Here is a 22337-nt window from a genome sequence, read left to right as displayed (position 1 = left end):
TCATTGGTCATTAGTCATTGGTTGTGTGTGGTCTGTTTTCGTTTTGCGTAAACAGATAAAGTCATTCGGCGCTAACCCAATGACTAATGACACAATGACCAATGATTAAACTCACTCACTTTTCAGGCTCTTAGCCGGGTTAGCCATTGCGGCCTTAACCGAGCGTACGCTTATGGTTATAAAAGCCAACAGCATGGCAGTTAAACCTGCTGCAGCAAATACCCACCAATGGATATTTGTGCGGTATTCAAAACTTTGCAGCCATTTACTTGCCGCCAGCCAGGCAATAGGCGTGGCTACAATTGCAGCAACAAATACCAGCAACACCAGTTCTTTAGCCAGCATATTTACTATGTGATGGATGCCTGCACCCAATACTTTACGGATGCCTATCTCTTTTACACGCTGTTCAGCAGTGAAGGTAACCAGGCCAAATAAGCCCAAACAGGCAATGCTTATGGCAAGCACTGTGAAAATAAGCAGCAGGTTACCTTGCTTTTGTTCCGATTGATACTGATTGGCAAAATTTTGATCAAGAAAATTATAATCAACCTTGTTTTCAGGATCAAACCTGGCATAAACCTGTTGCAGATAGTTTAGCGCGGCAGGGATATTGTTTTTGCTTAAACGCACATATAGGTTATCCTTATCATTGGCAACTGCCGGTAAGTTTAATACCATTGGCGAAATTTTGTGCTGAAGCGAATAAGTGTTAAAGTCTGTCACCACACCAACAATGGTTGAATAAGTGATAATACCATGGGCAACGCCTGTGCGTACACGCCTGCCGATTGGGTTTTTCCAGCCAAGCTCTTTTATCAATGTTTCATTAACTATAATGGAATGGTTTGCAGTATCTGAAACGCCTTTTATAAAATTGCGGCCGGTGACCATTTTTATTTGCATGGCAGGGATAAAATCCTCGTCAATTATTAACGATTCTACCATTTTGGTATCAGGCGCATTGTTGCCATCAGGGCCAATGTTAAAATCGTTTGAGCCTATATCATTATTGCCAATAGGGTTTCCTGCAACGGCAACACTTTGAATCAATGTACTTTGGAGTAGTTGGGCCTTAATTTCTTCAGTTTTTGCACGGGCTCCCTTATTATGGATATGGAAGGTTAGCATCTGCGATTTGTTAAAACCGAGATCTTTATTTAATACATAATGCAGCTGCTGGTAAATTACGCATGAGCCAACAATCATCACAATGGTTATAACAAACTGGAAGATAACCAGCCCTTTCCGAAAAAGAATGGTGGATGACTGGTTACCCAACTGTCCTTTCATAGCAGGGATTGTATTAAAGCCGGACAGGAACAATGCAGGGTAAATACCACTGATAATACCTGTTAGCAAAGCAAACAGCGCAAATATCACCAGCGACTTGACTGCACCAAAATACCAGATATCTAATGATTTGCCTGAAAGATGATTGAAGTATGGTATGGCTGCCTGGATTAAAACCATCCCTGCAATGGTGGCCAATACGGCTAACAAAACAGATTCGGAAAAGAACATGTAAAGTAATTGGCTTCTGCCTGAACCAATAACTTTACGGATGCCGATCTCTTTAATCCTTACTGATGAGCGGGCTGTGGTAAGATTAACATAATTTATTATTGCGATTGCCAGTATTAACAAACCAACAATGCTGAAAACATATACATAGGCAATGTTGCCATTATTACTCATTTCATAGTCAAGGTTTGAATGCAGGTGGATGGATGTTAATGGCTGCAGTTCCATTTTGTATTTTACCCCGGCGAAATCAGTTTTTAAATGTTTATTAAAGAAATCATCAGAGTGCGCCTCAATCTTCTTATAATCATCGTGGTTTTTTAGTAAAACAAATGTAAAGACGCCGGCGTTGCCCCATCTGCCAGTTAGGTTTGCATTAAAAGACCGTAGCGCACTAAATTTAAAAGTGGAATTTGCCGGTACATCATCAATTACGCCGGTAACTACCTGTCCATCATTACTGTCAAAAAAAACTGTTTTATCCATGGCTGTTGAAGCGTCGCCAAAGATCTTTTCTGCAAGAGTTTTTGTTAAAACGATAGCATGAGGTTTTGACAAGGCACTTTCCGGATTGCCGGATAGAAAATGATAAGTGAATATGTTGAATATGGCATTATCGGTAAATGCAATATCATTGGCTGTGATCTGCTTATCTCCATAAATAATTTTACCACCGCCTTCCCCATCAATACGGATGGCTTCCTCAACTTCGGGATAATCTGCTTTTAAAGCCGGGGCATAAGGGATAGAAGTAATAGCCAGGTTAAAACCACCATTGCCCCATTTGCCATGCTGAGCCACACGGAAAATACGGTCCGATTTTTCATTATAGCGATCATAGCTCCATTCATCAGTTACATATAATGCAATAATCCAGAAAGCTGCTACACCAATGGCTAATCCGCAAATGTTCACTAATGAAAAGAACCGATGCTTGTTCAGGTTTCTCCAGGCGATTTTTAAATAGTTCTTTATCATGGCTAGTTCATTAGTTCAATGGCTCATTAGTTCATTGGTGGAATGATGGTTATTGATTTTCTTAGTTTTTCAAACTAATCTCTAACCTCCGATCTCTAATCTCTATCATTAACATCATGCCGATAATTTAAATTATTGATAATCAATTAATTGATATATTTTATTAAGGTGTACGTTTGTTGCATATCCGTACGGTAAGTGTCCGGTTTTGTTACAGTATAATAGCTTAGTTATAAGTACTTTAATATACTGATATATTTGTCCATTTAAAATAAGGTAAATGCCGCATTATTTAGATAAAAATGCTGCCGTATTAAAAATCAATCTCATTTTTTAGGCTGATGTACGGAATTGGTTGATTATGAGAATTATTTATGAGAAAATTGATTGGTATTAAAGCGTATTACTAATTAATCAAGCTGCTATAAATCAATTATTTATAAAATATTTGTGCCTTCATTTAAATTATCTTTAATAGATTTGGTTGTTATAACCCTGCTTGTAAGCATTCTCATTATTCCATTTTTAATCCATTATGAAAAGAAGATCTCTTAAACTTTCCATTGGCTTTGTTTTAACGGCTTTAGTTACCGTTAACCTTGCCAATGCACAAAAGGCTCAGCCATATTCGGCGGCCAATAAAACGGTAAAAGTTTATGTAACGGCTAAAGGCACTGACGACAGGCTTAAACAAACCGCAACCCTTACATTTACCAGCAACCCACAGCCGGTTGAAACGGAGGTTGCTATATTTGTTGATCCCTCAAAAACATTCCAAACTATGCTGGGTATTGGAGGGGCATTAACAGATGCTGCCGCCGAAACATTTTATAAATTACCCAAGGACAAGCAAAAGGAGTTCCTGACCGCTTATTTTGATAAGGATAAGGGGATAGGATATACGCTGGGCCGCACCAGTATTCAAAGTAGTGATTTTTCGAGCGAAAGCTATAGTTATGTTAAGAACAATGATATAAGCTTAAAATCATTTGATGTAAGTCATGATAAAAAATACCGCATTCCCTTCATAAAGGAGGTTACTGCTGCTGCAGGTGGTAAGCTCACCTTGTTTGCCAGTCCATGGAGCCCGCCGGGATGGATGAAAACTAACGGCGATGTTTTACATGGTGGTAAGCTATTGCCTAAATACGACCAGTCATGGGCAAATTTTTATGTAAAATTTATCCAGACTTACGAAAAACTGGGCATCCCTATCTGGGGCCTGTCCGTTCAGAATGAGCCTATGGCAACCCAAACATGGGAATCATGCCTTTACACAGCAGAAGATGAGCGCGATTTTATAAAGAACTTTTTAGGCCCAACTTTATATAAAGCTGGCATGGCCGGTAAAAAATTGATTGCATGGGATCATAACCGCGATTTAATGTATCAGCGTGCCAGCACCATACTGGAAGACCCTGAAGCAGCAAAATATGTTTGGGGCATAGGCTTTCACTGGTACGAGACCTGGACAGGTGCAGGCATGAACTTTGAAAACACCCGTTTGGTTGCCAAGGCCTTCCCGGATAAAAAACTGATATTTACCGAAGGCTGTGTGGAGAAATTTGATTTTAACAGGCTTAATGATTGGGCGCTTGGCGAACGCTACGGCCTTTCAATGATGAATGATTTTAACGCCGGAACCGTAGGCTGGACAGACTGGAACATCCTGCTTGATGAAAAAGGCGGACCAAACCACGTAGGCAACTTTTGCTTTGCACCTATCCATGCCGATACCCGCAATGGAAGTTTGATCTATACAAACTCATATTATTACATGGGGCATTTTTCTAAATTTATTCACCCGGGGGCTAAACGCATAGTAAGCTCTGCAAGCAGGGATAAGCTTTTAACCACCGCTTATATTAACCCAGATGGCAAGCTGGCTGTTATAGTGATGAACCGTGGTGATGAGAATATAGATTATTCATTATGGATAAAAGGCAAGGCTGCAAAAACAACTGCTTTAGCGCATTCGATTGCAACATTGGTGGTAGAATAGGTTCCTTCTCCTATGTAATGCCGAATTTATTTCGGCACCCCACAGGACATTCCCACTTGCATGGTGTACACTTAGCAGGTGGGGTGCTGAAATAAATTCAGCACGACATTACATTGGATATAACAAAAAAAGCGGCCATCAGCCGCTTTTTTGTTATATGACGTATGTATTAATCTTCTATCACCACACCCATGTTACAGAACTTATCAATACGTTCGGTAACCAGTTCATCAATATTGCGTTCTTTTAATACTTTAAGGTCTTTTAAAAGCTGTTTCTTTAAAATGGCAGCCATAGCAACCGGGTCCTGATGGGCGCCGCCAAGGGGTTCTTTAATAACGCCATCAATCAGTTTGTTTTTCAGCATTTCGGTGCTGGTAAGCTTCAGCATTTCTGCTGCTCTTTCTTTGTGTTCCCAGGTTTTGAACAGGATAGTTGAGCAGTTTTCGGGAGAGATCACTGAATACCATGAATTATCAAGCATCAATACCCTATCGCCAATACCTATTCCCAATGCCCCGCCTGATGCGCCTTCGCCTATAACAACACAAATAATAGGAACTTTTAATATCGACATTTCCAGTAGGTTGCGCGCTATGGCTTCGCCTTGTCCGCGTTCTTCTGCTTCAAGACCTGGGAACGCTCCCGGGGTGTCTATCAGTGTTATAACCGGTTTGTTGAATTTTTCGGCCAGTTTCATCAGCCTTAATGCTTTGCGGTAACCTTCGGGATTAGCCATACCGAAGTTGCGCATTTGACGCTCCTTGGTATTTCGGCCCTTTTGGTGACCGATGAACATAGCTGTTTGTCCGCCGATGGTTCCAAAACCGCCTATGATCGCTTTATCATCACCAACGGTACGGTCGCCGTGCAGCTCAATAAAATCATCACACATCAATTCAAGATATTGTAATGAGTAAGGCCTTTCGGGATGCCGTGAGATCTGTACTTTTTGCCAGCCGGTAAGATTGGCGTAGATCTCTTTTTTGGCGGTTTCTAGTTTGCCTTCAAGCTCTGCTATCGTTGCCGACATATCCAGCTTGTTTTTATCTTCAACCTGCCTTACCTTTTCAATCTGCTGTTGCAGCTCGGCAAGCGGTTTTTCAAAGTCAAAAGTTATTTTCATTCAACAATTTTTATTATTAGTGAGATGAACTTTCTATATAAATCAAATTCACACCCGTTTTGTGTTACAAAACATAAAATGTTTTACACTTAATTAGGGGGCGCTAAATTAAATAAATCTAATGGTATTTCAGTTAATTACGTTTTTCTAATAACTCAATTTTTAGTGCCTGTTGTGGCGTTAATAAGTTTTTGGTAACCAGGTACGATTGTAAAATAACATTCCTAAGCTCGCCCTGGTATAAACCATAACGGTTTGCGTAAAATATCAGCGAGCCATTATCCAGCCGGTTATATTTAAAAATGCTGTCGAGTGTACGCTCATTGCGGATAATTATCAGCCCCATCTCCAGTTTTTTACGATGTAATTCCTTTACAATGGCATTTAGTTTAGTTGTTTGCTGCGGACTAAGGTCTAATTCCTTTTTATATTGCAGCGCTTTTTCCGGCGAAGGAAAATGATTTAATTCAGCAGCTAATGACATATGGTATAAATCATCCCCATTTAACAAGGCCGTATATTCTTCATCAGTTAAAGTTTTTAGGGTTGATTTTTTGATGATGGCGCTATCCACGATAGATTGGGCATTTGCTTTACTAAACAGTAACAGGATTATAAATAAAAGTAGAATGTTCTTCATAGATTGCAGTCAGTATCCGGGTTCAACTTAATCAACTAAATAAAACAAAGATTGTTCAGTTACAGCTTAAAAAACACCTTTTTCTTATACAAAAAATAACAAAGCAACCACTCAAGCCCAAAAATACAGATAGCCCCAACAATAACTTTCGGCAATTCCCCTGCATTAAACCAGCTTAAAACGCCATTTGAAATACTGCTTATATAACCATTGAACCATCTGGCGCCAACAATTTCAAAAAACAGGTAAATGAAAATAGAGTTCATGCCCACAATGGTAAAGAAGGTTAAATATTTACGATGTCCCAGCACATCAACCCACCAATAGCTAATGGCCAAAAACCACAGGCACCAGCCTAACGAGGCTATGGTGAACGAGGTGGTAGCAATACGTTTAATTATCGGGGTTATATTTAGTGCATCAAGGCCATAGCCAATAAACAGGCAGACAAGGCCCCAAAGTATCAATTGCCTTAATTTATTATTACCATTTAACAACAGCTTGCCTGCCAAAGCCCCGGCAATAGTATGCACAGCAGTAGGGATACAATTTATAGCCACCCAGCCTCCTGGATTTATCTTGTTCATCAACAGCAGATCAATATAATTGCCAAAGTTATGCTGATCAGTAAAGGGCTGGTCAAAGCCAGGGACATGGGTAAACCGGTACAGAACTTCGCTAAAAAGTAACAACCCTATACATACTGCTATTTGAGCAATTGAGTTCCACCTGAAGATAAGGAAAGCTACCAAAGTTGTAAACGAAAGCTGGGTTAAAACATCCCACAATTCAAACGATAAACCTTTCGGACGGACGGCATAATCAAGCACCCCCCAAAAGAACAGCCAGCCGCAGCGCTTTAATGTTTTTTTAAAGGTTTGGTTCCAGGTAACGCCGTTACTCCATTGCTTGTTTAATGAAAAAGCCATAGCCACACCCGCCATAAACATAAAGGCTGGTTGCACTAAATCCCAGAAATGAAGGCCGTGCCACGGGTGATGGGTAAATTGTTCAATGAAACGCCCATGCGTATGCTCATACAAATAATCATAGATCCCGGTTGATTCAATAGCGAGCAATACCATGATAAAACCGCGAAGAAAATCGAGGGAGAGGAGACGGGTGGAAATTGGGTTAACGTTTTTTGTTAAAGGCATGAGTGGTTTTGATTGTCCAGTTAGGGAATCTCCTAATATCCTTTAAAAATAAAAATAAATAATTTTGAAAGTTGACAAACAATTAAATGTATTTGTACATTTAAATAAATAACCCTAAAACTTAATCACACTATTTTTAATCAAAGCGTGCAGAAATATAATTAAGGTGTTGCCATTAAGGCAAGTGTAATACCTATGCTATTTAGTGTTAATGGATTAGATATACAATAAAGCCTGGTTGAACATAAAAAAACGATTAACGCATCATATCTCTGAATAGAGAAAATTGAAATATATTTTATTAAGAATTTCTTTTGGCCAAAGAAAAAGGGGAGTGCCGAAAACCTTTAGAAGAGAGTAAGCAGATTAACCAATTTAAATTTCAAAAAATGAAGCAACCTAAAAATTTAGGGAAAAGCCTAAACAGAAATGAAATGAAATCAGTGATGGGTGGTATGCCAGGACCGTGCTATGGGAATAACTTAAATTGCCCGAGTGCCTGCCAGGCCGATCCAAATCTTATCAAAGGATATACATGCGTTGGGAATACGTGTATTTACGGTTATTGCCCTTGATAGATAGTGCATTTTTTTGTTATTTAGATTTGGCAACCCGATGGGGTTGCCAAATCCCTTTACACGCAGAGTTTGTCAGGTTTATGCAATACCTTTTCTGACTATGAAAACACTAAGCACCGCTGTTGTTATCCACGTTTCTGATTTTGAACGCGCATTAAATTACTATACAAACATTTTAGGCTTTACTGAAGATTTTAAGCTTGCAGATTATGCCGGATTAATTATGGATAATGTTTCTATCCATTTAAGCGGGCCAACCAATCCGGGTATAAAAAAAACACCCGGCAATGCACATTTTTGTGTCGACTGTGATGAGGTGGATGCTTACTTTGATGCAATCTCAAAAAAAGGCGCCCTAATAGCCGTACGACCGGCTGACAGATTTTATGGCATTCGCGATTTTGCTGTTAACGATCAAGACGGTAATACCCTTGTTTTTGGCAGTGCTATAGCTGATGCCCGTTAAAATACTACAGAATCCGTAGAGTGAATAACAAGGAGGGCTGTCGTGGTTCGACAAACATAGGATGACACCCCAAAGCAAACTCAATTATAACCCGTCATGATGAAATCATCAATAATCGGTGAAATCATTTTTCTTTAATCCAATCATAATCTTTCCCATTCTCGTGTACAATAAATTTACTCACGATACCACCAGGCCCTTTTTTAAATTCCATTGTGATTTCGCCTATATGAAAAGAAAATTTGTGTTCGCTGAGGGTATATAGCGCAGTTTTTGCTGCTAAGTTGGTTTTTGAATCGGCCATTAACCTGCCATTCTCAACGCTGATGGTTATTTTATGCTGCTCGTTCATCGCATAAATACCTGCATATTGTTTCAGTACAGCCTCATCCACTTTTACTTCAGCAGGGTATGAGAATTTTGCGAGGTTAATGTTGTTCAGCACGGATGACCTATCTTCGCAGGCGTCGCTCAAAAGCTTAAGGGATAAGTCATCGCCCTTTATCCCAATTTTATATTTGCCTCTAACTTCATTGTCGCAGTCGCTTTGGCCTTCCGTTTTTTTCAGCGTAAGGATTGAGTCGGTTATGGTATAAACCATATTTTCTATAGGAGCGTTATTGGCAAAGCGGGTAATTTTTAAGGTGTCACTTCCAAAATCAAAAAAAGCGGGAACATCTTCTTCAATTTTAAGTGTGCCCTTCCATTTGGTATTGGCCAGTTGTGCATGGGTATTTATTGCGGTAAATAATATAAGCACCAGTGTAATGATCTTTTTCATGATTTTAAATGTTATAATTTTTGAGCAATACTACCGAACAATATTATTCGAAAATGCTCAAATCATGTTTTGAGCATTATTTTACCCCTGTTTTATAGTTTAATAGGAATTGTTTAGGAGTGATGCTTTCTGCACTTTTAAATGTACGCTGAAAGGTAGCTACAGAGTTAAACCCGGAATCGAAGGCGATACCTGCTATGGTGATGTGTTTATTTTCTGGTTGCAGCATTTTTAGCTTCACCTCGTTGATACGATATTCATTTACAAATTCACTGAATCCCTTTTTTAGCTCGCGGTTTAAAACGGCGGATATCGTTCTGGGGTTAAGGTTAAGTTTTTCGGCAAGCTTGTTTACGGTAAGGGTAGGGTCGAGGTAGAGCTTTTGGGTCTCCATGGCTTTTTTCAGGATGCCTATACATGCCTCAGCCTCCCCGGCCGGCAACATATCGGCATAGGTTTTGGCAGCTTTTTGATCGCTGATATAAACTACACGGGTATGCTGATAGCCTTTCAGACCTATCCAATAAGTGAATATAACCAGGATTATTTCGATAGGAGAGAAATAGGCTAATGCCTCAATATTAAAAAGTAAAGATCCAAAAATTGTGGCTGCCCATACTAGGGCTATTAATACCATAGTGGTAAGTAAAGCTTTGGTCCATTTACTGATCAAATTTTGCTCTGTAAGTATTGATACATCAGCTCCCGATGTTTCAGGTTGCCATTTTTTAAATTGACGGATAGCAGAAACTAAATAAAACCAGAAAATAACTACCATCAACATTTCTGCAACCGGCTGGTATAAGGCGTCGATGTTGCCTGCCTTTACAGGGAATACTACCCCACTTTTGGCCAGCAACGCGTAGATGAGTAAACAAAAACGGAAAGCAAAATCAACTATTGCGGGTAAATAGGTTTTTAAAATTATGTTGGATGGGATTTTGTCGGGCTGAATAGTGGTTTGAATATACAGGTACAGGCTTGGCCCTGCCGTTAAAATAATAGTATATGGGAAAATCTGATCGAAAATGCCAAGCCAGCCGGTGCTAAACCCTGAACTCCAGCAGAAGGTTCCGAAACTATCATAAACCAGCATCAGCATAAAGGCTGCCAGGAAATACTTGTTTTGGCGCTTATCATTGCCGGAAAACAAGAGCATAAGGCTTAAAATTAAACCCTGCAATGATCCTAACAGAACTATAATGTTAAACAGGTTGAATTGGATATTCATAAATAAGGTTTTCCGGTCGGTTTGACAGTTTTTTTGAAAGATAGTTTAACAGCGGCTAAACTTTAACCTCCATAAAATTGCAGCTTCTATGAACAATGAACTGAAAATCAGTGATTAGAGGTTAGAGGCCAGAGATTAGTTGAGAAAAAGCTTCGGCTATGAACTAAAAATCAGTGATTAGTGGTTAGAGACCAGAGATTAGTTGAGAAAAAGTTTCGGCTATGAACCATCAACTATGAACTCCCTCAAATAAACCTGATTAAATCACCTAATTCTTTTTTATAGGTTGCTCCGATAGGGATCTCTTCATCCTCTATCCAAAGCCTGTTATCCTGTATTTTGGTTATGTAGTTAATGTTTACCAGGTAGGAGCGGTGAACGCGCACCAGGTTTTTGGCAAAGGAAAGTTTCTCTTCTAAAAAGCTTAGGTTCTCACAAAAAAGTATACTGTCATTTTTAAGATGAAAGTTGCAATAACTTCCGTCCGCTTTCAAAAAACGAATATCATTGACCATTATTTTTTTGAAGCTGCCTTCATCTTTAACAAATATGGAATCGTTCATTAAATAAGAAAACTCGTTGGCTTTTTTTGAGGCAATTTCTTTATCTCCTGCTAATTTAAGCGTAAGGTCTATCGCTATGCTAATATCAAGCCTGGTGAAGGGTTTAGAAACATAATGCAATGCGTTTGTTTCATAAATAGCCCTTTTACGAATGCGTTCATCCGTATTATTGGTAATAAAAATTATAGGCGGATCGCTGATTTTTTTTAACTCAATTGCGGTGTCAATGCCATTTGTATTATCGGCCAGCTCAATGTCCATAATTACAATATCGGCAAAGCCGGGCCTGAAGTTTTTAATTGCCTCCAACCCCGAATTAAAAATTGCCGGCACTTCATAGCCAAGTCCTTCAAGCATCATTCTTAACGACTCAGCAATCAATATTTCATCCTCAACAACCAGGATCTTAACTTTACCTAACATATTTTCAAAGTTATAATAACAAATGATGGTAATACATATTATCAGACATCAATTTTTGTGCCTATTGTAATTTTTGTTCCTGCACTAAAATAGCCTGTTCACAAGGTAAAATGGCAAGTTCACAAACTTATTAGTTGAGTTGTTAATCAAATGATCTAATTTCAATCGTTTGATAACTAGGATATAAACCTAGCCCAAACCCTTTAACCCAGTTTAATTCAGAATGTAAAAAAGATGCCTGGTTTTAACAAGGAAAAATCGAACAAAAAACAATAGAATATTATAGTTGCCGGTCATTAAAACAGCCTGGTTCAAACTAAAGATATTTAAAAAGTAAGCCTAAACCTTATCACGTATGAAGTCTGAACATACGTACGAGTCGCATCATTACCTATAATTTATTGAGCCTCCGTAAAGTATTTCAAAAAGAAATATCGTGCTACATGCTGATATAGGATATCCAAAATTGTAAAAAGTCTTTTTCGGGAAAGCGGGTAACGGGCATTGCCTCTGCCCTGGAAAAGTCATGCCCTTATTTTTAATTATTAAAAAAAAGGGAAAATGAAAACTAAACAACTAATTATTGCAGCTATAATAGTTATGGCTTCAATCGCAACTAGCGGGTGTAAAAAAGATTCATCTGTGGCACCGACAAAAAAACAATCGACAATAAAATTGTCAACTATTGATTCTACAAACCTTTCCGGGGGAGGTGATGGACCAGTCAAGCATTGATACCTAATTAATATTAAAGGCTGCAATTATGCAGCCTTTTTTTATTAATTTTAAATCAGCAAATTTTAAGTTTATAATTTGATACTTAAGTTTGTATTTTATCATCCCTTATCAAACAAAAAATAAATGATTTTATTGAAAAAAAGTTTGTTAGTATTTATCAGCTTTTTTATAGTATTAAATAATGCTTATCCCTTTTTTGACAATAATAATCAGAACCCAGATACTTTACTTAAAAAAGCTAATTCAGCTAAAGAGCCCTTAATAGGTATTAATTTAGCTAAGCAAGCTTATAAGATAGCCGAATTAAAAAAGGACAAAAGAATTGTCATTAAAAGTTTAAACATAATAGCCGGATATTACTACGATTTAAGGGATTATCGTAATGGAAAAATAACGGCTAAAAATGCATTATCTATTGCTGAGGGTTATCACACAGACTCGTTAAGTGGCGATTCATGGCTTTATTTAGGTATGGCAGATTATGGAATAGGGGCCTTTAAGCAAGCTATTGCTGAATATAAAAAGGCAGCAATTATTTTTAAGAACACAAATCAATTATCTGGTTTAGCTGCTGTTTATTTGAATATTGGCATTTGCGAGCGGAAGCTTTCACTATATTCAGAATCTATTAATTATTACTTATTATCATCTGCGATTTTTGAAAGCTTAAAAAATGAGGAAAACTTATCCCATACTTTTAATTCCATCGCTTTATGTTTTGTTGAATTAAATAATTACCCAAAAGCACTGGAATACAATAAGAAGGCCCTGGAAATAAGACAGAAGTTAAATGACAGGCAAGCAATTGCACAATCATTAAATAATATCGGGTTTACATTTAAACAATACATGCAACCAGACTCTGCTATATATTACCTTAATAAGTCTTTGGCAATGTATAAGGCCGGTAGCGATTCAAGTGAAATAGTGCTCACTTTACAAAATCTGGGTTCTTCCTGGAAAATGAAGGGGAATTTGGAAAAAGCTGAGAACTATGTTGTAAGATCATTGCATATAGCAGCAAATTATGGCATGACAGAGGAAATTGCCAGGGGAAATGCCGACCTGGCAGAAGTTTACACTCAGCAGAAAAAATACGGGCCGGCATTAACTGCAATTAATATTACCATTGGCACATCTCAAAAGCTTAAGCTCCCCGAGTTATTAATGGAAGCCTATGGGATTAAATATAATTTATATAACCATGCAGGTGATTATAAGAATGCACTATTATATGCAAATAAAAAGACCGACCTGAAAGACAGCCTTTTCTCTGTTGCAAAGAATAGAACGATTAATGAACTTGAAATTAAATATCAAACCGACCAAAAAGTAAAAGATATAGCAGCGCTTAGTTTAAAAAGCAGCCTGGACCAAAAAATTGTGAAGCAACAAAGGCTGTCAATTATTGTACTGGTAATTGCTGCTGTTTTATTATTACTCCTCTTCGCTATAGCTTATAATAGCTTCAGAGTGAAAAATAAAGCTAATCAGCGGATCCAAACCCTGATGCGTGATCTTCATCACCGTGTTAAAAATAACCTGCAGATCCTTTCCGGTCTTTTCACTATGCAGATTGAAAACCTGAGCGATGAAAATACAAAGATCGCCCTGCGCGAAAACGAAGCCAGGTTAACCTCCATGAATTTGATCCACAATAAATTATACCTGGACAATACCACCACAAAAATTGAAATGAATGATTATTTAACCAAGTTGTTAAATCATATAAAAGACTCTTTTGTAGGCTATAAGCAAAGTGAAATTAATTTGAGGATAGAGGTAAGTAATATAATGCTTGAAGCTGATAAGGCGGTGGCAATTGGATTGATAGCCAATGAGTTGGCTACAAATGCTTTTAAATATGCATTTACAGAAACCGGGGGCGAAATACACCTTGGCCTTAAATTAATTGAAAAATCGAAACTGTTATTAACCCTTTGCGATAACGGCGTAGGTTTAAAAGAAGACAACAAGGATAAGGCCCCTTCTTTTGGTTTAAGATTGGTGAATTTGATGGCGCGGCAGTTAAATTCAACACTTATTACCAAAAGCAACCCCGGGGTTTTCTATCAAATGGAAATAAACATTTAAGAAGAAGAGTCAGGAATCGAGATGCCAAGAATCAAGAAAGTAAGGGTTAGGGATCAGGATATAAATGCTGTGACCTATTTTCGTTTAAAGCGCTTTATATCCTGATTCTTGACTCTTGTTGTCTTGTTTCTTTTCTCTTTCCCGAAATCTTTTTTAAAAAAGGGTTTTGAGAACAGAAAAAACCTCCTATATTTGCATTCCTTTTTGGAATGGATAACAAACCTAAGGAGATTGCCTGATAGTATAAAGGTAGTACGACGGTTTTTGGTACCGTTTGTCTAGGTTCGAATCCTGGTCGGGCAACAATAGTATTTCGGATTTCGGATGTTCAATTTCGGATTTATTTCTGAAGAATATCGAAATCCGAAATTTTTATAAGGACGTTAATAAAAATTCCGAAATCGTAAATCCGACTTCCGAAATCAAAACATGCCATTACAATTTAACCCGGTTAAATTATTCGCAGGTTCTGCCACACAAAGTCTGGCAGAAAATATTGCGGCTTCTTATGGTCGCGAGTTAGGCGATATGGATATTTCGCGTTTTAGCGATGGCGAATTCCAACCCCATTTTAATGAATCGGTACGTGGCTGTGATGTGTTTTTGATCCAGAGCACCAATCCTCCAACTGATAACCTGATGGAATTACTGATGATGACAGATGCCGCACGCCGTGCATCCTCACATTATGTAACCGCCGTTATTCCCTATTTCGGATTGGCACGGCAGGACAGGAAAGATAAGCCGCGTGTTGCTATAGGCGCAAAACTGGTTGCCAATTTATTGGTAGCAGCAGGCATAAACCGCATTATGACCATGGACCTGCACGCAGCACAGATCCAGGGTTTTTTTGATATCCCGGTTGACCACCTTGACGCTTCTATAATTTTTGTGCCTTATATAAAAAGCCTTGGTTTGGGTAATTTAACTATTGCCTCGCCGGATATGGGCGGCTCATACAGGGCGCGTACTTTTGCCAAATTCTTTAACGCTGAAGTGGTAATTTGCGATAAACGCCGTAAACGCGCCAATGAAATTGAGGCCATGACGCTTATTGGTGATGTTACTGACCAGGATATAGTACTGATTGACGATATATGCGATACTGCCGGTACGTTGGCAAAAGCAGCAGGGTTAATTATGGAGCGTGGTGCACGCAGCGTACGCGCGGTTTGTACACACCCCGTATTATCAGGCAAAGCATATGAAACTATCGAGAATTCGGTTTTAACAGAATTGATAGTTACCGATACTATCCCGCTTAAGCATCAAAGCAGTAAAATAAAGGTTTTAACCACGGCAAATTTGTTTGCCAGCGCAATAATGAATGTAAACGAACACGGCTCAATAAGCCAGTTGTTTAAAGTAGATTAAATATAGTTCATGGTTCATAGATCATGGTTCATAGTAGAAATGAAGCGTGGTTGTTAGCCGGAACTTAAAGATAAAATAGAAGATGCAAATAGTTTCACTATGAACCATCAACTATGAACTTAAAAATAAATAAATAACAAAAAATGAAATCAATTGCTATTAGCGGTTCTCCAAGAGAGAACGTAGGGAAAAGAGACGCTAAAGAACTGCGTTACCAGAGCCTGGTGCCTGCAGTACTTTACGGTGGGACTACCCAAACCCACTTTTCAGTGTCCGCAAGTGATTTGAAAGCCGTAGTTTATACACCGGTTGTTCATTTCATCGACTTAGATATTGCCGGTACAAAATCACAGGCTATCATTAAAGATCTTCAGTTTCACCCGTTAACTGAACAGATCATCCACGTAGATTTTTTACTTTTAGACGAGAAAAAACCTATCACTATCGAGATCCCTGTTAAATTGACTGGAACTTCTCCAGGTGTTAAAACAGGTGGTAAGCTTGTACAAAAATTAAGAAAATTACGCATTAAAGCTTTACCTAAAGATCATTTAGACGCTATTGAAGTAAGCATCGAGACTTTAGAAGTTGGCAAATCAGTAAAGGTTAGTGATATTGAACTTAGTAAGTTAACTATCATGAATGCAAAAGAAGATACAATAGTTTCTGTAACTACTTCACGTGCATTACGCCAGGCTGAGCAGGAAGCTGCTTCTGGTAAAAAATAATTAAGGTGATTTCACCGATTAATGAGTGATTACACTGATTGATTTTGTGATTTCATAGATTAACAGCGATGAGTTTAGACTTGTCGCTGTTTTTGTTTAAAAATAATATCTTCGCTTTTTAATTAGGAGATGGTTATAAATGACATTCCGAACTTTTTTGGCTATGAACCATCAACTATGAACTAATCATGAAATATTTAATAGTAGGTTTAGGAAACATAGGGCCTGAATATGCCGATACCCGGCATAATATAGGTTTTATGATATTGGATGAATTGGCAAAACAGGAAAATGCCAAATTTTACAATATGCGCCTGGCTTACTATACCGAAATAAGCCACAAAGCACGTACCCTGCACCTTATAAAGCCAACCACCTATATGAACCTTAGCGGCAAAGCCGTTAACCATTGGATGAAGGAGCTAAAGATCCCTATTGAAAACGTGTTGATAATAGTTGATGATATTGCCCTGCCCTTCGGCACTTTACGCTTAAAACCCAAGGGCAGCGCTGCCGGGCATAATGGCTTAAAGCATGTAGAGGCTACGTTTGGCCATAACAATTATGCGCGCCTGCGTTTTGGTGTGAGTGACAATTTTCCCAAAGGCCGCCAGGTTGATTATGTGCTTGATGGCTTTGATAGAGATGAAATTCCCGAACTCCCTGCACTGATTGACCGCTCTATCGAAATGATAAAGAGCTTTGCCACAATAGGTACCGAACTTACCATGACACGGTACAACAAGTAGGCAATTGTTAAAAAACGTTAAATTCTGTTAAATCCAAAATATTCCTGTAACGGATCATGGCCCTGCGCGTCCTTTAGACTTGTTTGATGATCAGCCCAAAATCAGTGGAATCAAAGAAATAAAAAACAATATGAAAAAACTTTTACTGCTGGCATTTTGCTGGTACCTGTCGGCCACGGTAATGGCTCAACCCGCTCCGCAAACACTAACAGTTAAAGGAACTACTATTGACTCAGTAAGCAATAAGCCATTGGGTTATGTTACCGTTGTATTGCTTGATGCAAAAACACAGCAATCGGTAAAAGGTGGTTTAAGTAAAGATGATGGTACATTTGAATTTAAAAATCTAACGCTTAAAGAATACCAGCTAACATTTGCATCCGTTGGCTATAAAAACAAAACAATAAAAATAACCGGAACTGCTGCTGATGTAAATGTTGGCAATGTTTTATTATTACCTGCCAGCAACCAGTTAAAAGAAGTTGCAATAACCGCCGTAAGGCCTATAATGAAACAGGAGGTTGACCGCATAAGCTATGATGTGCAGGCCGACCCTGAAAGCAAAGCTATAACCGCATTAGATATGATGCGCAAGGTTCCGCTGTTATCAGTTGATGCCGATGATAATATTAAGCTTAAAGGCAGCGGTAATTATAAGATCCTGATCAATGGAAAAGAGTCGGCATTGGTAGCAAAAAATCCGTCGGATGTTTTAAGGGCGATGCCTGCAACCAATATCGAGAAGATAGAGGTAATTACCACCCCACCGGCAAAATATGATGCCGAGGGATTATCGGGTATTATCAATATCATCACCAAAAAAAATGCAGACCAGGGCTATAACGCCAATATAAATGGCCGGTATAATAGTATTTGGGGGCCGGGCATAAATATTAGCGCCAATGCAAAACAGGGGAAACTGGGAGTTACCATGTTTTTTGGTACAAACAGGCGCAACACCAATGAATCAAACTCCGGGAATTCGCAACTGTTTACAAACGGAGCATCTATCACACAAAGCGGGGCTAACTCGCGGAGAGGCAACAACCGTTATGGAAATTTTGAATTGAGCTACGAGATTGACAGCCTTAATTTACTAACAGGTTCGGTTGAATTTTTTAAAGGCAGTAATCAGCAAAACAGCAACCAGTTCACTAACAGCCTGAATGCAGATGGTTCGGTGGCGCAGCAATACAGCCAGCTCTCGAACGGGTATAATAACTGGCAGGGCACGGATGCTGCCATTAACTACCAGCTTGGTTTTAAACAAAAAAAGGAGCGTTTGCTAACTATATCTTACAAATACAGCTATTCGCCAAACTCGCAATTTAATAACGAAGCCTTTACCAGCCTGGTGAATATTTATCATTCACAACAACCCGATTTTAACCAGTATAATAAAGCAGGTGGCAGGGAGCATACGGTGCAGGTAGATTATGCCGAACCTTTTAAAGTAGTTACCCTTGAGGTAGGAGGGAAAGCCATATTAAGGAATAACTTCAGTAACTTTAACAGGTCTGACCGTGATTCTGCCACCAATCAATATAATCCCAACCCGCTTTTTACCGATAACTTTAATTACCACCAGGATATTTATAGTCTTTACAACTCGTACCAGGTAAAGCTGGATAAGTTTACTGCCAAGGCTGGGTTACGGATTGAGCATACCGGCATAGATGCGGATTTTTCGTCGGTTAACGCAAAGGTTAATCAAAATTACAATAACCTTATCCCGTCAATCTCCGTACAGCGCAGCTTTAAAACAAGCAGCATAAATTTCGGCTTTACCCAACGGATCCAACGCCCGGGCATTTACCAGTTAAACCCTTTTGTTGATAATTCAAACCCGCAATTTATAAGTACAGGTAACCCCAATTTACGGCCGGAACTGAATAATACGTTTGAATTTACTTACAGTAATTTTTCAAAAAACTCTTTTAATGCAGGCCTTAGTTATGCTTTTTCAAATAACTCTATTCAAAATGTTACCAATTTAAGAATTGATAAAAATCCTGATAATATCCTCGACACGGTTACCACAACAACCTATCAGAATTTAGGAAGTAACCGCAGCCTGGGCCTTAACTTAAATACCAATATGTCTATAACAAAAAGGATTACACTTAACCTAAATTCAGAGGTTTCTTATATCTGGTTAAAAGGCACTTATAATGGTGAGTTTTATAAAAATTCGGGTTTCAGGGGCGAGGCATTTGGCAGCCTGGGCTATAAGTTTGATGGCGGATACAGGTTTGGTTTTGATGCCGGATTTTTTAGCGGTGATGTAAACCTCCAGGGAAAATCGAGCAATTTCATATTTAACTCGTACGTGCTTACCAAAGAGTTTTTAAATAAAAAAGCCACCATATCATTAGTAACAAATAACCCGTACAGCAAATACCGCAAATACACTTCAACTACCAATACGCCGCAGTTTTCGCAAACATCTTTTTTCGAAAACCCGTATCGTAATTATGCAGTAAGGTTTAGTTACCGGTTTGGAAAACTAAATAGCGAAATAAAGAAAAACCAGCACGGAATTAGCAACGACGATACCAAAGGCGGTGGTGGCAATAATACCGGTGGCGGCTCATAATGGCCAAAAAGACAATAACGTGACACTATTTATTGCAACAAAGTAACATTAGCGTTACGTAACTAAAATGATAGTTAATTTCAGGCAAATCATTTTTTTTGCGCGGATCAGGTTAATATCTTCGCGGCAATATCCAAAAAACCAAATGAAACAACTTTTATTAATAGCACTGTGCTGCTGCCTGTCGGCCACAGTATTTGCGCAACCTGCACCACAAGCATTAACTGTTAAAGGAACGGTTGTTGATTCTATAACTAATAAACCGGTGGGCTATGCTACCGTTGTGCTTGAAGAGGTAATAACCAAAAAATCAGTAAGAGGTGGGTTAACAAAGGATGATGGTACTTTTGAATTAAAAACCGTAACTGGAAAAGCGTACCAGCTAACCCTTGCATCAGTAGGTTATAAGGGCAAAATTATTAAAATAACAGGGAGTGATGCCGAGATAAATATCGGGAATATTGTATTGTCTCCTGCAAAAAATCAGTTGAAAGAGGTTTCAGTAACAGCGGTAAGGCCAATAGTTAAGCAGGAGATTGACAGGATAAGCTATGATGTGCAGGCCGACCCTGAAACCAAAACACAAAACGTTTTGGATATGCTGCGCAAAGTGCCGTTGGTTACTGTTGATGCGAGCGATAACATCCAGTTAAAAGGAGAGAGCAACTATAAAATTCTGATAAACGGTAAGCCATCATCACTGGTTGCACATAACCCTTCGGATGTGTTTAAATCTATGCCGGCAAGCAGTATCCAGAAGATAGAAATTATTACAACCCCACCTGCAAAATACGATGCAGAAGGTTTGGCCGGGATAATTAACATCATCACCAATAAAAAAATAGACCAGGGATATAATGGCAGCATTAACATGCGGGAGAATAGTCTTTATGGCCCGGGCGGAGGTATAAACCTAACCGTAAAGCAAGGAAAGCTGGGCATCTCGAACTATACCGGTTATGGCTACCAGGTAAAACGCCACGGCTCGTCTGAATCTGACCTGCAAACATTAACCAATGATCCAACGCTGTTAAAGCAAAACTCAACCAATGTTAACTCTGGCCGTTACATTTACACCAGCACTGAGTTAAGCTATGAAATAGATAGCCTTAACTTAATAACCGGGATGTTTGATTATAACAATAGCCGGAATACCAACGAGAATGACCAGTTTTCAAATGAATTTGATGCCAATAATGCACTCATTCAAAGCTACAAGCTCACCAACACGGGCCGGTCAAAATATCACGGTCTTGATTTCGGTGTAAACTACCAGTTAGGCTTTAAAAGCAATAAGAATCGTTTGCTTACCTTAAGCTATAAATACTCAAACGCTCCCGGTAACAGCACTAATACCAATACTATTTTTGACAGGTTTAATTATGCTTTGCCAAGTTACCTGCAGCAAAACAATACCGGAACACGTGAGCAAACAGTACAGGCGGATTATGTTCATCCGCTAAAAAATATTACTATTGAAGGCGGGGTAAAAGCAATTTTAAGGGATAACTCCAGCGATTTTGAAAACAACAATTTTATTGATTCTACCCAAACCTATATTCCGGATCCGAAAAACACCGATAACTTTACCTATAACCAGGATGTGTACAGCATTTATAATACTTACCAATATAATTTAAATAATTGGGGCATTAAGGCAGGGGCAAGGTTTGAAGGTACAGATATAAAAGCCCATTTTATTTCGCAGGCAACCGATCTTGACAGGAGCTATAACAATTTTGTACCGTCAATTTCAATTCAACGGAAGCTAAAAAATGGGGCAAGCTTTACTTTTGGCTTTACAAACAGGATCCAGCGGCCGGATATTGGCTTGCTTAACCCTTTTGTAAACAGAACCAATCCAAAGTTTATCAGCACCGGTAATCCTGATCTGGTCCCGGTAGTTAACCATAGTCTCGAATTAAATTTCAGCAAGTTTTCTAAGGGTTCATTTAATATCGGGTTGTCTTATGCGTTCTCAAATAATACTATTCAGAATGTTACCCGGCTCCAGGATACGGTAACTTATACTACTTACCAAAACCTTGGGTCTAGTAAAAACCTGGGACTGAATGCCAGCATAAGCTACCCGATAACCAAAAAGCTAAGTTTTAACCTGAACACCAGGCTATCGAACATTTGGTTAAAAGGATATTACAACGGGCAGCTTTACAGTAATAAAGGAATAGCTGGGTATGGCTTTACTTACATAGGATATAAAATTACCGATACCTGGCGCGCCGGAGCAAACGTTGGTTTTCAAAGCGCAAACGTTTCACTACAGGGTAAATCAAGCTCAAACGTATTTACTTCAGTTAGTACATCGAAAGATGTGCTGAATAAGAAGGGCTCGATATTTTTTAACGTAAACAACCCTTTCAGCCAGTACCGGACATTTAAAAATTACATGCACGATCCAAATTTTTATCAAAGCAATACATCGCTTAACCCTATCCGCTCATTTAACGTAGGCTTTAATTATCGTTTTGGTAAGCTTAAGGCCGATATTAAAAAGAATCAGCGTGGTATTGATAATGATGATACCAAAGGTGCTGCTAAACCTGCCACCGGAAATTAATATATTGCGCC

General features: G+C 38.8%; 16 protein-coding genes and 1 tRNA gene. 10 read left to right on the top strand and 7 right to left on the bottom strand.

From position 1 onward, the window contains the following. Positions 1 to 111: 111 nt before the first annotated feature. On the bottom strand, positions 112 to 2502 hold the full coding sequence (locus BUE31_RS09865; protein ID WP_073402858.1) for an ABC transporter permease: 2391 nt from the start codon (positions 2500 to 2502) through the stop codon (positions 112 to 114). A 535-nt stretch (positions 2503 to 3037) separates the two neighbouring features. Here BUE31_RS09865 and BUE31_RS09860 point away from each other — a divergent pair. Continuing rightward, positions 3038 to 4504 (top strand): glycoside hydrolase family 30 protein, encoded by a 1467-nt coding sequence (locus BUE31_RS09860; protein ID WP_073402856.1) that lies wholly within the window; start codon positions 3038 to 3040, stop codon positions 4502 to 4504. A 169-nt stretch (positions 4505 to 4673) separates the two neighbouring features. On the opposite strand, the gene BUE31_RS09855 is transcribed toward BUE31_RS09860, so the two are convergent. The 3 genes from BUE31_RS09855 to BUE31_RS09845 form a co-directional block, all read right to left on the bottom strand. After that, positions 4674 to 5630 carry an acetyl-CoA carboxylase carboxyltransferase subunit alpha gene (locus tag BUE31_RS09855; RefSeq protein ID WP_073402855.1) on the bottom strand — a complete coding sequence of 319 codons (957 nt, stop codon included), beginning with the start codon at positions 5628 to 5630 and terminating at the stop codon, positions 4674 to 4676. 133 nt (positions 5631 to 5763) lie between these two features. Further along, positions 5764 to 6270, bottom strand: a complete 507-nt coding sequence (locus tag BUE31_RS09850; protein ID WP_073402853.1) for a hypothetical protein — start codon at positions 6268 to 6270, stop codon at positions 5764 to 5766. A gap of 59 nt (positions 6271 to 6329) precedes the next feature. Next, positions 6330 to 7427, bottom strand: a complete 1098-nt coding sequence (locus BUE31_RS09845) for an acyltransferase family protein (protein WP_073402851.1) — start codon at positions 7425 to 7427, stop codon at positions 6330 to 6332. Positions 7428 to 8105: 678 nt separating this feature from the next. On the opposite strand from BUE31_RS09845, the gene BUE31_RS09835 reads away from it, so the two are divergent. Further along, on the top strand, positions 8106 to 8471 hold the full coding sequence (locus tag BUE31_RS09835) for a VOC family protein (protein ID WP_073402847.1): 366 nt from the start codon (positions 8106 to 8108) through the stop codon (positions 8469 to 8471). Between the two features lie 124 nt (positions 8472 to 8595). On the opposite strand, the gene BUE31_RS09830 is transcribed toward BUE31_RS09835, so the two are convergent. From BUE31_RS09830 to BUE31_RS09820, 3 genes are all read right to left on the bottom strand, one after another. Further along, positions 8596 to 9252, bottom strand: a complete 657-nt coding sequence (locus BUE31_RS09830) for a DUF3471 domain-containing protein (protein ID WP_073402845.1) — start codon at positions 9250 to 9252, stop codon at positions 8596 to 8598. Positions 9253 to 9328: 76 nt separating this feature from the next. Next, positions 9329 to 10483, bottom strand: a complete 1155-nt coding sequence (locus tag BUE31_RS09825; RefSeq protein WP_073402843.1) for a helix-turn-helix domain-containing protein — start codon at positions 10481 to 10483, stop codon at positions 9329 to 9331. A gap of 245 nt (positions 10484 to 10728) precedes the next feature. Further along, a complete protein-coding gene (locus BUE31_RS09820) occupies positions 10729 to 11469 on the bottom strand; it encodes a LytR/AlgR family response regulator transcription factor (RefSeq protein ID WP_073402841.1) in 741 nt (246 codons plus the stop codon). A 561-nt stretch (positions 11470 to 12030) separates the two neighbouring features. On the opposite strand from BUE31_RS09820, the gene BUE31_RS30990 reads away from it, so the two are divergent. The 8 genes from BUE31_RS30990 (at position 12031) to BUE31_RS09785 (ending at position 22326) form a co-directional block, all read left to right on the top strand. Beyond that, positions 12031 to 12204 (top strand): hypothetical protein, encoded by a 174-nt coding sequence (locus BUE31_RS30990; protein ID WP_159440653.1) that lies wholly within the window; start codon positions 12031 to 12033, stop codon positions 12202 to 12204. Between the two features lie 126 nt (positions 12205 to 12330). Beyond that, a complete protein-coding gene (locus tag BUE31_RS09815; protein ID WP_073402839.1) occupies positions 12331 to 14301 on the top strand; it encodes a tetratricopeptide repeat-containing sensor histidine kinase in 1971 nt (656 codons plus the stop codon). Between the two features lie 232 nt (positions 14302 to 14533). Then, positions 14534 to 14604, top strand: a tRNA-Gln gene (locus tag BUE31_RS09810). Between the two features lie 126 nt (positions 14605 to 14730). After that, positions 14731 to 15675, top strand: coding sequence for a ribose-phosphate pyrophosphokinase (locus BUE31_RS09805; RefSeq protein ID WP_073402838.1), 945 nt, complete (start codon positions 14731 to 14733; stop codon positions 15673 to 15675). A 143-nt stretch (positions 15676 to 15818) separates the two neighbouring features. Continuing rightward, positions 15819 to 16403 (top strand): 50S ribosomal protein L25/general stress protein Ctc, encoded by a 585-nt coding sequence (locus BUE31_RS09800; protein ID WP_073402836.1) that lies wholly within the window; start codon positions 15819 to 15821, stop codon positions 16401 to 16403. A gap of 188 nt (positions 16404 to 16591) precedes the next feature. Further along, entirely contained in the window at positions 16592 to 17152 is a 561-nt protein-coding gene (gene pth / locus BUE31_RS09795; protein WP_073402834.1) for an aminoacyl-tRNA hydrolase, read from the top strand. A gap of 130 nt (positions 17153 to 17282) precedes the next feature. Further along, a complete protein-coding gene (locus BUE31_RS09790; RefSeq protein ID WP_073403151.1) occupies positions 17283 to 19748 on the top strand; it encodes a TonB-dependent receptor in 2466 nt (821 codons plus the stop codon). A gap of 145 nt (positions 19749 to 19893) precedes the next feature. After that, the gene (locus tag BUE31_RS09785) at positions 19894 to 22326 is read left to right on the top strand and encodes an outer membrane beta-barrel family protein (protein WP_073403149.1); all 2433 of its coding nucleotides are present in this window, start codon (positions 19894 to 19896) and stop codon (positions 22324 to 22326) included. The last annotated feature ends 11 nt before the right edge of the window (positions 22327 to 22337 follow it).

The organism is Mucilaginibacter sp. OK098 (assembly GCF_900142915.1).
In the GTDB taxonomy this organism is placed as follows: Bacteria; Bacteroidota; Bacteroidia; order Sphingobacteriales; family Sphingobacteriaceae; genus Mucilaginibacter.
Note: the sequence above shows the minus strand (reverse complement) of the source record. Positions and strands in the feature narration are given on the sequence as shown.

Excerpts from the sequence above, each read along its gene's own strand:
- BUE31_RS09800 (WP_073402836.1), top strand. The coding sequence starts at position 15,819 with ATGAAATCAATTGCTATTAGCGGTTCTCCAAGAGAGAACGTAGGGAAA.
- BUE31_RS09835 (WP_073402847.1), top strand. The coding sequence starts at position 8,106 with ATGAAAACACTAAGCACCGCTGTTGTTATCCACGTTTCTGATTTTGAA.
- pth (WP_073402834.1), top strand. The coding sequence starts at position 16,592 with ATGAAATATTTAATAGTAGGTTTAGGAAACATAGGGCCTGAATATGCC.
- BUE31_RS09815 (WP_073402839.1), top strand. The coding sequence starts at position 12,331 with ATGATTTTATTGAAAAAAAGTTTGTTAGTATTTATCAGCTTTTTTATA.
- BUE31_RS09790 (WP_073403151.1), top strand. The coding sequence starts at position 17,283 with ATGAAAAAACTTTTACTGCTGGCATTTTGCTGGTACCTGTCGGCCACG.
- BUE31_RS09825 (WP_073402843.1), bottom strand. The coding sequence starts at position 10,483 with ATGAATATCCAATTCAACCTGTTTAACATTATAGTTCTGTTAGGATCA.
- BUE31_RS09830 (WP_073402845.1), bottom strand. The coding sequence starts at position 9,252 with ATGAAAAAGATCATTACACTGGTGCTTATATTATTTACCGCAATAAAT.
- BUE31_RS30990 (WP_159440653.1), top strand. The coding sequence starts at position 12,031 with ATGAAAACTAAACAACTAATTATTGCAGCTATAATAGTTATGGCTTCA.
- BUE31_RS09860 (WP_073402856.1), top strand. The coding sequence starts at position 3,038 with ATGAAAAGAAGATCTCTTAAACTTTCCATTGGCTTTGTTTTAACGGCT.
- BUE31_RS09850 (WP_073402853.1), bottom strand. The coding sequence starts at position 6,270 with ATGAAGAACATTCTACTTTTATTTATAATCCTGTTACTGTTTAGTAAA.
- BUE31_RS09805 (WP_073402838.1), top strand. The coding sequence starts at position 14,731 with ATGCCATTACAATTTAACCCGGTTAAATTATTCGCAGGTTCTGCCACA.
- BUE31_RS09855 (WP_073402855.1), bottom strand. The coding sequence starts at position 5,630 with ATGAAAATAACTTTTGACTTTGAAAAACCGCTTGCCGAGCTGCAACAG.
- BUE31_RS09865 (WP_073402858.1), bottom strand. The coding sequence starts at position 2,502 with ATGATAAAGAACTATTTAAAAATCGCCTGGAGAAACCTGAACAAGCAT.
- BUE31_RS09820 (WP_073402841.1), bottom strand. The coding sequence starts at position 11,469 with ATGTTAGGTAAAGTTAAGATCCTGGTTGTTGAGGATGAAATATTGATT.
- BUE31_RS09785 (WP_073403149.1), top strand. The coding sequence starts at position 19,894 with ATGAAACAACTTTTATTAATAGCACTGTGCTGCTGCCTGTCGGCCACA.
- BUE31_RS09845 (WP_073402851.1), bottom strand. The coding sequence starts at position 7,427 with ATGCCTTTAACAAAAAACGTTAACCCAATTTCCACCCGTCTCCTCTCC.